Below are 13,202 nucleotides of genomic sequence, written 5' to 3'. Positions count from 1 at the left end.
TAGGCCGCGAATCGAGGTCTACGCGTCATAGACGTCGTCCTTCTTCGGCGTCGGGTCCTGGACCGCCCCGCTGAGCACGGAGGACCGCCCGTCGAACTTCTCAGTGTCCACGTTGTGGCCCTTGAGGAACTCGATGGTCGCCTCGTGCACGACCCGCATCACGGGCGTGGCGGTCCGCAGCACGTCGTCGGTCATGAAGCGGTTCCCCCAGGGCTGCGCGGCCCACGCGTGACGCAGTCCGAAGGGCTCCGGCAGCACGAGGGAGCCGCCGAGCCAGTTGAGCAGCGGCGGATACCAGGTCAGCGGCGCCCGGGCGGTGAGCCGGACCACCTCGTCGCTGTCGACCAGCGGAAGCGTCACCTTCCGCGTCTCCCAGAACTTGACCTGCTTGGCGACCTCCTTCTCCTTGGCCGCCGGCTTGGTCGTGAACAGCCCGTGCACCGGCCCCAGCGCATGCCCCGTCAGTTCGATGCGCAGTGTCTTGTGCAGCACGGTCACCGTGATCATCATCGTGATCACCAGGTTGCCGTCCCAGAGCGTCCACTGGACCCCCAGGTAGTGCCGGTCACCCTGGTCGTACTGCTGGGAGTTGCAGATCTTGCGTATCTCCTCCAGGTTCACCTGGTGCGCCGTGGTGCCGCTGGGGCGGGAGAGTTCCTTCGCGCCCGTGCCGATGTGCGAGACGATCCAGTGGGCGACCTTCGGCTTGGGGAAGCCGCCCGTGGTCAGCGGGCCCGAGTCGAGCCGCTCGAGGGCGCGCTGGATGGCGGTCACCACGTCGAAGCTCTGGAACCGGTTGATCTCCGGCTCGGGCACCAGGTGCTTGGACAGGTCCGCGCTGAGCGAGCCGACCTTCGGCGCCTGCTCCACGGGGTTGGGCACCAGGTCCTCGGCGAGGTGCCAGTGGCCCCAGCGGGTGCCCATGCCGAGGATGCCCTTGGGGCCGGCGTAGAAGACCACGTTGGACCGCTGCTCGTCCCGCAGCTCGCCGAAGGCCTGCCGCAGTCGCTCGGCGCGGGTGTCGCCGGGGCTGCTGGGCACCGACTCGGGGACCTTGGCGCCGACCGTGCTGCCGGACAGCAGGCTGTCCCAGTGGGCGCGCAGTTCCTTGGCCGTGCGCTCGCAGATCTGCTTGGCCAGGAACCAGCCGACGACCGGGGCGATGATCGCCAGCCGGGCGTACCAGGCCCAGAAGCCGGTGAACGGCATACGGATCAGGAAGAGCACGGCGAGCGCGCCCACGGCCACCAGCAGGGTCGTGGCCATCGCGCCGGCCCGCTTGTCCTCGCGCCGGGCGATCATGGTTCGTATCTGGAAGACCAGCAGCCAGATCAGCAGGCCCGGCAGGAAGAGGACACCGCACAGCAGGGCCACCCCGGTCAGCTGCCGGTCGCGCTGCCTGCGGACGTTGTTCGCCGCCATGCAGTGCTCGACGACGGTCTGCGGCTCGATACCGAAGGACTGGACGACCGGCTTGCGGCCGGCCCCCAGCATGCGGGACACCACGGCCTGGGAGAACGCCTCGCCGAGGTTCGGCCGGAAGATCGTCGCCCACCTGCGGGGGAGCTTGACGGTCGACTCGTGCCACTCGTTGTTCGTGTCGAGGATCTTGACGACCTCGTCGTCCCGGTACGCCGCCGAGGCCAGCGCGAAGGTCGCCTTCTGGTCCGAGCCCGTGCGCGGTACCTGCGGCCCGAACATGTCTCCCCAGCCGCCCACATCGCTCATTCCCGCCCCCCATCGCCGCTCGACGTCGCTTCTGCGGCTCTTCCCGACTTCCTTGCCCCGCACACCTGTTGATCAGGTCATCACGGTGATCGCCTGATCCCGCGACCACTTGATCAGCTTGTCACCAGCGTATCCGCAGGCACCGACATTCGTCGGCGGACGGCCGAAGCCGTCCGCCGACACCGGAGGGGAGCGTTCCGCGAAAGCCGGTTGTGCGCTGCCGCAAGCCGTCCGTGTGCCGTCGTACGCCACTTGCGCGCCGCCGTACGGGACTTGGGCTCGGCCCGCGTCAACTACGACGCGTCGCGGGTCTCTTCACGAATCCTTTCCGCGATCTGTGGGGGCATCGGTTCGTGCCGTGCGTAGGAGCGGTTGAAGCGCGCGGTGCCGTGCGAGAGGGAGCGCAGGTCGACGGCGTACCGCCCGATCTCGATCTCGGGCACCTCGGCCCGGACGAGTGTGCGTCCGCCGCTGGTCTGCTCCGTGCCCAGCACCCGGCCCCGCCGTCCGGACAGGTCGCTCATGACGGCGCCCACGTAGTCGTCGCCGACCAGGACCGTCACCTCCGCGACCGGCTCCAGAAGGTGGATCTTCGCGTCGGCCGCCGCCTCCCGCAGAGCGAGCGCGCCGGCCGTCTGGAAGGCCGCGTCCGAGGAGTCCACGGAGTGCGCCTTGCCGTCGAGCAGCGTCACCCGGACGTCGATCAGCGGATATCCCGCCGCGACTCCCTTGGTGGCCTGGGCCCGCACCCCCTTCTCGACCGACGGGATGAACTGCCGCGGCACCGCCCCGCCGACCACCTTGTCCACGAACTCGACGCCCGAGCCGTTCGGCAGCGGCTCCACCTCGATCTCGCAGATGGCGTACTGCCCGTGACCACCGGACTGCTTCACATGCCGCCCGCGTCCCGCCGACTTGCCGGCGAAGGTCTCCCGCAGGGACACCCGGTGCGGTACGACGTCGACCTGGACGCCGTAGCGGCTGCGCAGCCGCTCCAGGGCCACGTCCGCGTGCGCCTCGCCCAGGCACCACAGCACCACCTGGTGGGTGTCCTGGTTCTGTTCGAGCCGCATCGTCGGGTCCTCGGCGACCAGCCGGGCCAGGCCCTGCGAGAGCTTGTCCTCGTCCGCCTTGCTGTGCGCCTGGATGGCGAGAGGCAGCAGCGGATCGGGCATCTCCCACGGCTCCATCAGCAGCGGGTCGTCCTTGGCCGAGAGCGTGTCCCCGGTCTCCGCGCGGCTCAGTTTCGCCACGCACACCAGGTCCCCGGCGATGGCGTGGGTCACCGGCCGCTGCTGCTTGCCGAAGGGCGTGGACAGCGCGCCGACGCGTTCGTCGACGTCGTGGTCCTCGTGCCCGCGGTCGGCCAGCCCGTGCCCGGAGACGTGCACCGTCTCGTCGGGGCGCAGGGTGCCGGAGAAGACACGGACCAGGGAGACCCGGCCGACATAGGGGTCGGACGCGGTCTTGACGACCTCGGCGACCAGCGGCCCCTGCGTGTCGCAGGCCTTGATCTCCCGCGGCTTGCCGTCGATGGTGGTCACCCCCGGCGTGGGGTGCTCGAACGGCGTCGGGAAGCCGCCCGTGATCAGCTCCAGCAGCTCGACCGTGCCGAGCCCCTGCCTGGCGCCCTCGGCCGCGGGGGCGGCGGCCAGGACGGGGAAGAAGACCCCGCGCGCGACGGCCCGCTCCAGGTCCTCGACGAGCGTCTTGAAGTCGATGTGCTCGCCGCCCAGATAGCGGTCCATGAGGGTCTCGTCCTCGCTCTCCGAGATGATCCCCTCGATCAGCCGGTTGCGTGCCTCCTCGATCTCCGGCAGCTGGTCCTCGCCCGGTTCCGACTCCTTGCGCTCGCCGGTGGAGTAGTCGAACAGCTTCTGCGACAGCAGTCCGACCAGCCCCGTCACGGGCGCGTGCCCGTCGGGCCCCTGCGGGCCGTGCAGCGGGGTGTACAGCGGCAGCACGGCGTCGGGGTCGTCCCCGCCGAAGGCCTCCGCGCAGACCCGCGTCATCTCCTCGAAGTCCGCCCGGGCCGCCTCCAGGTGCGTGACCACGATCGCCCGGGGCATCCCGACGGCCGCGCACTCCTCCCACACCATGCGCGTGGAGCCGTCCACGCCGTCGGAGGCGGAGACCACGAAAAGGGCCGCGTCCGCAGCGCGCAGACCGGCCCTGAGTTCACCGACGAAGTCGGCGTATCCGGGGGTGTCGAGAAGATTGACCTTGATGCCGTCCCATTCGACCGGCACCAGGGAGAGCTGCACCGAACGGTTCTGCCGGTGCTCGATCTCGTCGTAGTCCGAGACGGTGCCGCCGTCCTCCACACGGCCCGCCCGGTTCACCGCCCCCGCGGTCAGCGCGAGGGCTTCCACCAATGTCGTCTTGCCCGATCCGGAGTGGCCGACCAGCACCACATTCCGTACGGACGCGGGATGGTCGGCCGCCGTAGCCCTGCCGGCGGCCCCGGGGTGTGCGTTCGCCTTGTCGCCCATGGCCTTGCCTCCCGTGCACGGTGAGGTCACTGTGGGCGCGGGCGTGCCGGGCCGCGTGCGGTGGCGGCTCCGATGACGCCCGCGGTCCTTCGAGCTTTCCACTCCCGTCACGGTGCGTCCATACGAACGACGCGATCGCGCCGTGACCCGTATGCCCTCGGCCCATGACACAAGGGGGACCGGGTGCCCGGCCGTCGCACACACGCGCGCGTGGCTACGATGGGCGCGCCGGTGGCCAGCAGGGGCCGAGCCGGCCACACCGACCCTCGGGAAGGCCATGCTGAACAAGTACGCGCGTGCATTCTTCACGCGTGTCCTCACACCGTTCGCCGCGTTTCTCATCCGGCGGGGCGTCAGCCCCGACGCCGTCACGCTCCTCGGCACCGCCGGCGTGGTCGCGGGTGCGCTGGTCTTCTACCCCATGGGCGAGTTCTTCTGGGGCACGGTCGTGATCACGCTCTTCGTGTTCTCCGACCTCGTCGACGGCAACATGGCCCGCCAGCTGGGCCGTTCCAGCCGCTGGGGCGCGTTCCTGGACTCCACCCTGGACCGCGTCGCCGACGGCGCGATCTTCGGCGGTTTCGCCCTGTGGTACGCGGGCAGCGGCGACGACAACGTGCTGTGCGCGGTCTCCATCTTCTGCCTGGCCAGCGGCCAGGTGGTGTCGTACACCAAGGCGCGCGGCGAGTCGATCGGGCTGCCGGTCGCCGTCAACGGGCTCGTCGAGCGCGCCGAGCGCCTGGTGATCTCGCTGGTCGCGGCCGGTTTGGCGGGCCTGCACAAGTTCGGCGTGCCCGGCATCCAGTACCTGCTGCCCGTGGCCCTGTGGATCGTCGCCGTCGGCAGCCTGGTCACCCTGGTCCAGCGGGTGGTCACCGTCCGCCGTGAGTCGGCGGAGGCCGAGGCTGAGGCCGCCACGGCGGAGCAGGAGAGCGGGGCGGCCAAGTGAGTGCCCGGGACCGCCTGACGGACGGCCTCTACGGGCTCGGCTGGAGCACTGTCAAGAACCTTCCCGAGCCGGTCGCCGTACGCCTGGGCCGCACGATCGCGGACCTCGCCTGGAAACGGCGCGGCAAGGGCGTGCTGCGGCTGGAGAGCAACTACGCGCGCGTGGTGCCCGACGCCAGCCCCGAGCGCCTCGCCGAGCTCTCCCGCGCGGGCATGCGCTCGTACCTGCGCTACTGGATGGAGTCCTTCCGGCTGCCCGCGTGGAGCAAGGAGCGCATCAAGGGCGGCTTCGACCCCAAGGACCTGCACCATCTGACCGACGGTCTCGCCGCCGGCCGGGGCGTCATCCTCGCGCTGCCCCACATGGCCAACTGGGACCTCGCCGGCGCCTGGGTCACCACCAAGCTGCGGACGCCGTTCACCACGGTCGCCGAGCGCCTCAAGCCCGAGACGCTGTACGACCGCTTCGTCGCCTACCGCGAGGGCCTCGGCATGGAGGTCCTCCCGCACAGCGGCGGCACCGCCTTCGGCACCCTGGCCCGGCGGCTTCGCGACGGCGGCCTGGTCTGCCTGGTCGCCGAGCGCGACCTGTCCTCCTCCGGTGTCGAGGTCCAGTTCTTCGGCGAGGCCACCCGGATCCCGGCCGGACCCGCGCTGCTCGCCCAGCAGACCGGCGCGCTGCTCCTGCCGGTCACGCTCTGGTACGACGACTCGCCCGTGATGCAGGGCCGCGTCCATCCCCCGATCGGGGTCCCCGAGTCAGGCAGCCGGGCCGAAAAGACGTCTGTCATGGCACAGGCGCTGGCCGACGCCTTCGCCACGGGGATCGCCGACCATCCGGAGGACTGGCACATGCTGCAGCGCTTGTGGCTCAAGGACCTCGACCCCACGAAGAATCCCGCGAAGAATTCTGAGAGGAATTCTGTGAGGGAAACTCCGGCTCCCGAGAAGGGCACGTCGTGAGGATCGGCATCGTCTGCCCGTACTCCTGGGACGTACCGGGTGGTGTCCAGTTCCACATCCGCGACCTCGCCGAGTACTTCATCCGCCTGGGCCACGAGGTCTCCGTCCTGGCCCCGGCCGACGACGACACACCCCTGCCGCCGTACGTCGTCTCGGCCGGCCGCGCGGTCCCGGTGCCGTACAACGGCTCGGTCGCCCGGCTGAACTTCGGCTTCCTCAGCGCCGCGCGGGTGCGGCGCTGGCTGCACGACGGCGCGTTCGACGTGGTCCACATCCACGAGCCGACCTCACCCTCGCTCGGGCTGCTGACCTGCTGGGCGGCGCAGGGGCCGATGGTCGCCACCTTCCACACCTCCAACCCGCGCTCCAAGGCGATGATCGCCGCGTACGCGATCCTCCAGGCGGCCCTGGAGAAGATCAGCGCGCGGATCGCCGTCAGCGAGTACGCCCGCCGCACGCTCGTCGAGCACCTCGGCGGCGACGCCGTGGTCATCCCCAACGGCGTCGACGTCGACTTCTTCGCCAGGGCCGAACCCCGGCCCGAGTGGCAGGGCGACACGATCGGTTTCATCGGGCGCATCGACGAGCCGCGCAAGGGCCTGCCGGTGCTGATGAAGGCCCTCCCGGGCATCCTCGCGGCCCGCCCGCAGACGCGGCTGCTGGTCGCCGGGCGCGGGGACGAGGAGGAGGCGCTGGAGCTGCTGCCCGCCGAGTTCCGCTCGCAGGTGGAGTTCCTCGGGATGATCAGCGACGAGGACAAGGCGCGTTTCCTGCGCAGCATCGACCTGTACGTCGCCCCCAACACCGGCGGCGAGAGCTTCGGGATCATCCTGGTCGAGGCGATGTCGGCGGGCGCCCCCGTCCTCGCCGCGGATCTGGACGCCTTCGCCCAGGTGCTCGACCAGGGCGCGGCGGGCGAACTCTTCACCAACGGGGACCCCGAGGCCCTGGCGCGGGCGGCGGTACGGCTCCTCAGGGCCCCGGACCGCCTCGCCGAACTGCGCGCACGCGGCAGCGCCCACGTACGCCGCTTCGACTGGTCGACGGTCGGCGCGGACATCCTCTCGGTCTACGAGACGGTGACAGCGGGCGCGGCGGCCGTGGCGGCGGCAGAGGACGACCGGGGCCCGGGACTGCGGGCACGGTTCGGGTTGGCACGGGACTAGGGCCTGTTGCGAGAGTCCCGCCGTCTGCCCGGAGGGCGGGCCCTGCGGCGTCATGGGGGTCCCCCCGCGCGAGGTGGTTCGAGCGTGGGGGAGCGTGCTCTCGGCGTGGCGGGTGCAGGCCCTCGTACTGGACGTACTTGGGTTTGTGCCCGGTGCGGCGAGTGGGGGTGCCCCCTCTGGGGGAGCGTGCCGGGCGTCGTGGGGCAGGCGGGACTTTCGCAACAGGCCCTAGGCCTGGCCTAGGGGGGTGTCGGGCGTTTCTCACGGGGGTCGGCGTTGTCGTGAGGTGGCCGTCGGGCGCGGGTGCGGTCGGCGGTAACGTGTGCGGCCGTGACCGTAACCCTGATCTGGCTTCTTGCCGTCCTGTTCGCGATCGGGCTGTACCTGAGCTGGACGGCCGGCCGTCTGGACCGGCTGCACTCCCGGATCGACGCCGCCCGGGCCGCCCTCGACGCGCAACTGCTGCGCAGGGCGTCCGTGGCCCAGGAGCTGGCCACGTCCGGCGTGCTGGACCCCGCCGCGTCGATCGTCCTGTACGAGGCCGCGCACGCGGCCCGGCAGGCCGAGGAGGAGCAGCGGGAGGTCGCCGAGAGCGAGCTCAGCCAGGCGCTGCGGGCGGTTTTCGGAGAGCCGGCCCAGGTCGACGCGGTCCGCGAGGCCCCCGGCGGCGACGCGGCCACTCACGAACTCACCGAGGCCGTCCGCCGGGTCCCGATGGCCCGGCGCTTCCACAACGACGCGGTCGGCGCGGCCCGCAGACTGCGCGAGCACCGCAAGGTCCGCTGGTTCCGGCTGGCCGGTCACGCCCCCTTCCCGATGGCCTTCGAGATGGACGACGAACCGCCGCCGGCCCTCGCCGACCGGGCGGCATAGCCGCTTCCCGCACAAAAGGATCCACCGGCTTCCCATTGGCCCTTGCTGTGGACTGGCCCAATCACGTTTCCTCGGTGGTTGCAGCAACCCTCTTTCACTTCAGTGAGGTCATCCGTGTCCAGCTCGCTCTCCGAAAACCAGGCCCCCGAGACCGGCACCGCGCGCGTGAAGCGCGGCATGGCCGAGCAGCTCAAGGGCGGCGTGATCATGGACGTCGTCACCCCGGAGCAGGCGAAGATCGCCGAGGACGCGGGCGCCGTCGCCGTCATGGCCCTGGAGCGGGTCCCGGCCGACATCCGCAAGGACGGCGGCGTGGCCCGTATGTCCGACCCGGACATGATCGAGGGCATCATCGAGGCCGTCTCCATCCCGGTCATGGCCAAGTCCCGCATCGGCCACTTCGTCGAGGCCCAGGTCCTGCAGTCCCTCGGCGTCGACTACATCGACGAGTCCGAGGTCCTCACCCCGGCCGACGAGGTCAACCACTCCGACAAGTGGGCCTTCACGACCCCCTTCGTCTGCGGTGCCACCAACCTGGGCGAGGCCCTGCGCCGTATCGCCGAGGGCGCGGCCATGATCCGCTCCAAGGGCGAGGCCGGCACCGGCAACGTCGTCGAGGCCGTCCGTCACCTGCGCCAGATCAAGGGCGAGATCGCCAAGCTGCGCGGCTGCGACAACAACGAGCTGTACGCCGCCGCCAAGGAGCTGCGTGCCCCCTACGAGCTGGTCAAGGAGGTCGCCGAGCTCGGCAAGCTCCCGGTGGTGCTGTTCTCCGCCGGTGGCGTGGCCACCCCCGCCGACGCCGCGCTGATGCGCCAGCTCGGTGCCGAGGGCGTCTTCGTCGGCTCCGGCATCTTCAAGTCCGGCGACCCGGCCAAGCGTGCCGCCGCCATCGTCAAGGCCACCACGTTCTACGACGACCCGAAGATCATCGCGGACGCGTCCCGCAACCTCGGCGAGGCCATGGTCGGCATCAACTGCGACACCCTCCCCGAGACCGAGCGCTACGCCAACCGCGGCTGGTAAGCACCCCCATGAGCACTGAAGCCCCTGTCATAGGCGTCCTGGCCCTCCAGGGCGACGTACGGGAGCACCTCGTCGCCCTGGCCGCGGCCGACGCCGTGGCCAGGCCGGTCAGGCGCCCCGAGGAACTCGCCGAGGTGGACGGCCTCGTCATCCCCGGCGGCGAGTCCACCACCATCTCCAAGCTGGCCGTCCTCTTCGGCGTGATGGAGCCCCTCCGCGCGCGCGTGCGGACCGGAATGCCCGTCTACGGCACGTGTGCGGGCATGATCATGCTCGCCGACAAGATCCTCGACCCGCGCTCGGGCCAGGAGACCGTCGGCGGCATCGACATGATCGTGCGCCGCAACGCCTTCGGCCGCCAGAACGAGTCCTTCGAGGCGGCGGTCGACGTCCGGGGCGTCGAGGGCGATCCTGTAGAGGGCGTGTTCATCCGCGCCCCCTGGGTGGAGTCCGTCGGCGCCGAGACCGAGGTGCTCGCCGAGCACGACGGCCACATCGTCGCAGTCCGCCAGGGCAACGCGCTCGCCACGTCGTTCCACCCGGAACTGACCGGCGACCACCGGGTGCACCGCCTGTTCGTCGACATGGTGCACGCGAACCGGGCGACGGAGTCCTAGTAGGATTCCTGGCGTTCGTTGCAGAGATGGGTTACGCGAAGGAGACAGGCAGATGTCCGGCCACTCTAAATGGGCCACGACGAAGCACAAGAAGGCCGTGATCGATGCCAAGCGCGGCAAGCTCTTCGCGAAGCTGATCAAGAACATCGAGGTCGCGGCGCGGATGGGCGGTGTCGATCTCGAGGGCAACCCGACGTTGTACGACGCCGTCCAGAAGGCCAAGAAGCAGTCGGTCCCGAACAAGAACATCGACTCGGCGATCAAGCGCGGCGGCGGCCTCGAGGCCGGTGGCGCCGACTACGAGACGATCATGTACGAGGGTTACGGCCCGAACGGCGTCGCGGTGCTCATCGAGTGCCTCACCGACAACCGCAACCGCGCCGCCTCCGACGTCCGCGTCGCCATGACCCGCAACGGCGGCTCCATGGCCGACCCGGGCTCGGTGTCGTACCTGTTCAACCGCAAGGGCGTCGTGATCGTCCCCAAGGGCGAGCTGACCGAGGACGACGTCCTCGCCGCCGTCCTGGACGCGGGTGCCGAGGAGGTCAACGACCTGGGCGAGTCCTTCGAGGTGCTCAGCGAGGCCACCGACCTGGTCGCGGTCCGCACCGCCCTCCAGGACGCCGGGATCGACTACGACTCCGCCGAGGCCAACTTCGTCCCGACCATGCAGGTCGAGCTGGACGAGGAGGGCGCCAAGAAGATCTTCAAGCTGATCGACGCGCTCGAGGACAGCGACGACGTGCAGAACGTCTTCGCCAACTTCGACGTCAGCGACGAGGTCATGGAGAAGGTCGACGCGTAACGCTGCCGCGAGCTGAGCGGACGCAACGGCTCAACGGGCCGACGGGACACGCCCCGTCGGCCCGTCGCCATGTCGGCCGTTGTCGGTGGCACCCGATAGCCTGCACAAACAGGCGATCGAAAGGGATCGAGGGGAGGGCGCGGTGCGCGTACTGGGGGTGGACCCCGGGCTGACCCGGTGCGGTGTCGGCGTCGTCGAGGGGGTCGCGGGGCGGCCGCTCACCATGGTCGGCGTCGGTGTCGTCCGCACGCCCGTGGACGCCGAACTGGGGCACCGTCTCGTCGCGATCGAGCAGGGCATCGAGGCCTGGCTGGACGAACACCGGCCCGAATTCGTCGCCGTGGAGCGGGTGTTCAGCCAGCACAACGTCCGCACCGTGATGGGCACCGCCCAGGCCAGCGCCGTCGCCATGCTCTGCGCGGCCCGCCGCGGCATCCCCGTCGCCCTGCACACGCCGAGCGAGGTCAAGGCCGCCGTCACCGGCACCGGACGCGCCGACAAGGCCCAGGTCGGCGCCATGGTGACGCGGCTGCTCCGGCTCGACGCGCCCCCGAAACCGGCCGACGCGGCGGACGCCCTCGCGCTCGCCATCTGCCACATCTGGCGCGCCCCCGCCCACAACCGCCTCCAGCAGGCCGTCGCCCTGCACGCAGCCAAAGCAACGAAAGGCCGCCCCGCATGATCGCCTTCGTCAGCGGCCCGGTCGCCGCCCTCGCCCCCGACTCCGCCGTGGTGGAGGTCGGAGGGATCGGCATCGCCGTCCAGTGCACGCCCAACACCCTGTCCGGACTGCGCATGGGCCAGCAGACCAAGCTCGCCACCTCCCTGGTCGTACGGGAGGACTCGCTCACCCTGTACGGCTTCGTGGACGACGACGAGCGTCAGATCTTCGAGCTGCTGCAGACGGCGAGCGGCGTCGGCCCGCGCCTGGCCCAGGCGATGCTGGCGGTGCACAGCCCGGACGCCCTGCGCAGGGCGGTCGCCACCGGGGACGAGAAGGCACTGATCGCCGTCCCCGGCATCGGCAAGAAGGGCGCCCAGAAGCTGCTGCTGGAGCTCAAGGACCGGCTCGGCGAGCCCATCGGCGCCCCCGCGATCGGCGCTCCGGTCAGCCAGGGCTGGCGCGACCAGCTGCACGCCGCCCTCATCGGCCTCGGGTACGCCACCCGGGAGGCCGACGAGGCGGTGGCCGCCGTGACCCCGCAGGCGGAGGCGGCCGGCGGCACCCCGCAGGTCGGCCAGCTGCTGAAGGCCGCCCTGCAGACCCTCAACAGAGCCCGCTGAACCGCCGACCACCGCGCCCGCCGGAAGACCCACGAGACCCGAGGCACACTCCATGAACTGGGACGACACCACCGACACCCCCGCCCCCGAGCGGCTGGTGGACTCTGTCGCCGACCGTGAGGACCAGGCCGTCGAGGCCGCCCTGCGCCCCAAGGACCTGGGCGAGTTCATCGGCCAGGAGAAGGTCCGTGAACAGCTCGACCTGGTCCTGCGCGCCGCCCGCGCGCGCGGCGCCACCGCCGACCACGTGCTGCTCTCCGGCGCTCCCGGCCTCGGCAAGACCACTCTCTCGATGATCATCGCGGCCGAGATGGGCGCCCCGATCCGCATCACCTCCGGCCCCGCCATCCAGCACGCCGGCGACCTGGCCGCGATCCTGTCCTCCCTCCAGGAGGGCGAGGTCCTCTTCCTCGACGAGATCCACCGCATGTCCCGGCCCGCCGAGGAGATGCTGTACATGGCGATGGAGGACTTCCGCGTCGACGTCATCGTCGGCAAGGGCCCCGGCGCCACCGCCATCCCGCTCGACCTGCCCCCCTTCACCCTGGTCGGCGCCACCACGCGCGCGGGCCTGCTGCCGCCCCCGCTGCGCGACCGCTTCGGCTTCACCGCGCACATGGAGTTCTACGAGCCCGCCGAGCTGGAGCGCGTCATCCATCGCTCGGCGAACCTCCTCGATGTGGAGATCCAGGCCGACGGCGCCGCCGAGATCGCCGGCCGTTCCCGCGGCACGCCCCGTATCGCCAACCGCCTGCTGCGCCGCGTGCGGGACTACGCACAGGTCAAGGCGGACGGGATCATCACCCGGGACATCGCGGCCGCGGCCCTCGCGGTGTACGAGGTCGACGCCCGCGGCCTCGACCGCCTCGACCGCGGTGTGCTGGAGGCTCTGCTCAAGCTCTTCGGCGGCGGCCCGGTCGGGCTGTCGACCCTCGCCGTCGCGGTGGGGGAGGAGCGCGAGACCGTGGAGGAGGTGGCCGAGCCCTTCCTCGTACGGGAGGGGCTGCTCGCCCGCACCCCCCGTGGCCGGGTCGCCACGCCCGCCGCGTGGGCGCATCTCGGCCTCACGCCGCCGCGCTCGGCTACTGCGGGAAACGGACAACAGGACCTGTTCGGGACGTGATGCCATTGTGACGGCGCGGGCATTGGCCGGGTCAGGAACCCAGGTGCCATGCTGAGCGTTGTTCCATGCGCGCGGACTCGCTTAGACTCCGCCGATGCCGCCTTTGTCGGCGGTATACATACCCCCATCCATCAGGCCGCCGTCCGCCGCGGTCGTGCGAAGGAAACTCCGTCCCGT

At 71.0% G+C, this 13,202-nt stretch carries 11 protein-coding genes and 1 pseudogene; 10 read left to right on the top strand and 2 right to left on the bottom strand.

All coding sequences use genetic code 11. From position 1 onward, the window contains the following. Window positions 1-18: 18 nt before the first annotated feature. Both ACWCQ1_RS20870 and ACWCQ1_RS20865 read right to left on the bottom strand, forming a co-directional pair. Window positions 19-1,728: a hypothetical protein gene (locus tag ACWCQ1_RS20870; protein ID WP_451027079.1), complete on the bottom strand. Its 1,710-nt coding sequence runs from the start codon at window positions 1,726-1,728 to the stop codon at window positions 19-21. 293 nt (window positions 1,729-2,021) lie between these two features. Beyond that, window positions 2,022-4,220 carry an elongation factor G-like protein EF-G2 gene (locus ACWCQ1_RS20865; protein WP_358603008.1) on the bottom strand — a complete coding sequence of 733 codons (2,199 nt, stop codon included), beginning with the start codon at window positions 4,218-4,220 and terminating at the stop codon, window positions 2,022-2,024. Between the two features lie 219 nt (window positions 4,221-4,439). Here ACWCQ1_RS20865 and pgsA point away from each other — a divergent pair. The 10 genes and pseudogenes from pgsA (at window position 4,440) to ruvB (ending at window position 13,025) form a co-directional block, all read left to right on the top strand. After that, a pseudogene (gene pgsA, locus ACWCQ1_RS20860) lies at window positions 4,440-5,169 on the top strand (phosphatidylinositol phosphate synthase). Continuing rightward, window positions 5,166-6,131: a phosphatidylinositol mannoside acyltransferase gene (locus ACWCQ1_RS20855; protein ID WP_451027078.1), complete on the top strand. Its 966-nt coding sequence runs from the start codon at window positions 5,166-5,168 to the stop codon at window positions 6,129-6,131. Before pgsA ends, ACWCQ1_RS20855 begins: the two are co-directional and overlap by 4 nt. Next, window positions 6,128-7,297, top strand: a complete 1,170-nt coding sequence (locus ACWCQ1_RS20850; protein ID WP_451027077.1) for a glycosyltransferase family 4 protein — start codon at window positions 6,128-6,130, stop codon at window positions 7,295-7,297. Before ACWCQ1_RS20855 ends, ACWCQ1_RS20850 begins: the two co-directional genes overlap by 4 nt. A 330-nt stretch (window positions 7,298-7,627) precedes the next feature. After that, a complete protein-coding gene (locus ACWCQ1_RS20845; RefSeq protein ID WP_451027076.1) occupies window positions 7,628-8,170 on the top strand; it encodes a hypothetical protein in 543 nt (180 codons plus the stop codon). Between the two features lie 114 nt (window positions 8,171-8,284). Next, complete coding sequence (gene pdxS, locus ACWCQ1_RS20840; RefSeq protein WP_208781057.1) at window positions 8,285-9,196, top strand: pyridoxal 5'-phosphate synthase lyase subunit PdxS; 912 nt, start codon at window positions 8,285-8,287, stop codon at window positions 9,194-9,196. 8 nt (window positions 9,197-9,204) lie between these two features. Then, complete coding sequence (gene pdxT / locus ACWCQ1_RS20835; RefSeq protein ID WP_133044893.1) at window positions 9,205-9,813, top strand: pyridoxal 5'-phosphate synthase glutaminase subunit PdxT; 609 nt, start codon at window positions 9,205-9,207, stop codon at window positions 9,811-9,813. A gap of 52 nt (window positions 9,814-9,865) precedes the next feature. Then, the gene (locus ACWCQ1_RS20830) at window positions 9,866-10,618 is read left to right on the top strand and encodes a YebC/PmpR family DNA-binding transcriptional regulator (protein WP_133044892.1); all 753 of its coding nucleotides are present in this window, start codon (window positions 9,866-9,868) and stop codon (window positions 10,616-10,618) included. A 142-nt stretch (window positions 10,619-10,760) separates the two neighbouring features. Next, on the top strand, window positions 10,761-11,300 hold the full coding sequence (gene ruvC / locus ACWCQ1_RS20825) for a crossover junction endodeoxyribonuclease RuvC (protein ID WP_451027075.1): 540 nt from the start codon (window positions 10,761-10,763) through the stop codon (window positions 11,298-11,300). Further along, window positions 11,297-11,902: a Holliday junction branch migration protein RuvA gene (gene ruvA, locus ACWCQ1_RS20820; protein ID WP_358602997.1), complete on the top strand. Its 606-nt coding sequence runs from the start codon at window positions 11,297-11,299 to the stop codon at window positions 11,900-11,902. The genes ruvC and ruvA overlap by 4 nt, the downstream gene beginning before the upstream one ends. A gap of 52 nt (window positions 11,903-11,954) precedes the next feature. After that, window positions 11,955-13,025: a Holliday junction branch migration DNA helicase RuvB gene (gene ruvB, locus ACWCQ1_RS20815; RefSeq protein ID WP_133044889.1), complete on the top strand. Its 1,071-nt coding sequence runs from the start codon at window positions 11,955-11,957 to the stop codon at window positions 13,023-13,025. Window positions 13,026-13,202 lie beyond the last annotated feature (177 nt).

The organism is Streptomyces sp. NPDC002144, from assembly GCF_053593695.1.
This window is presented reverse-complemented; position numbering and strand designations above follow the sequence as displayed.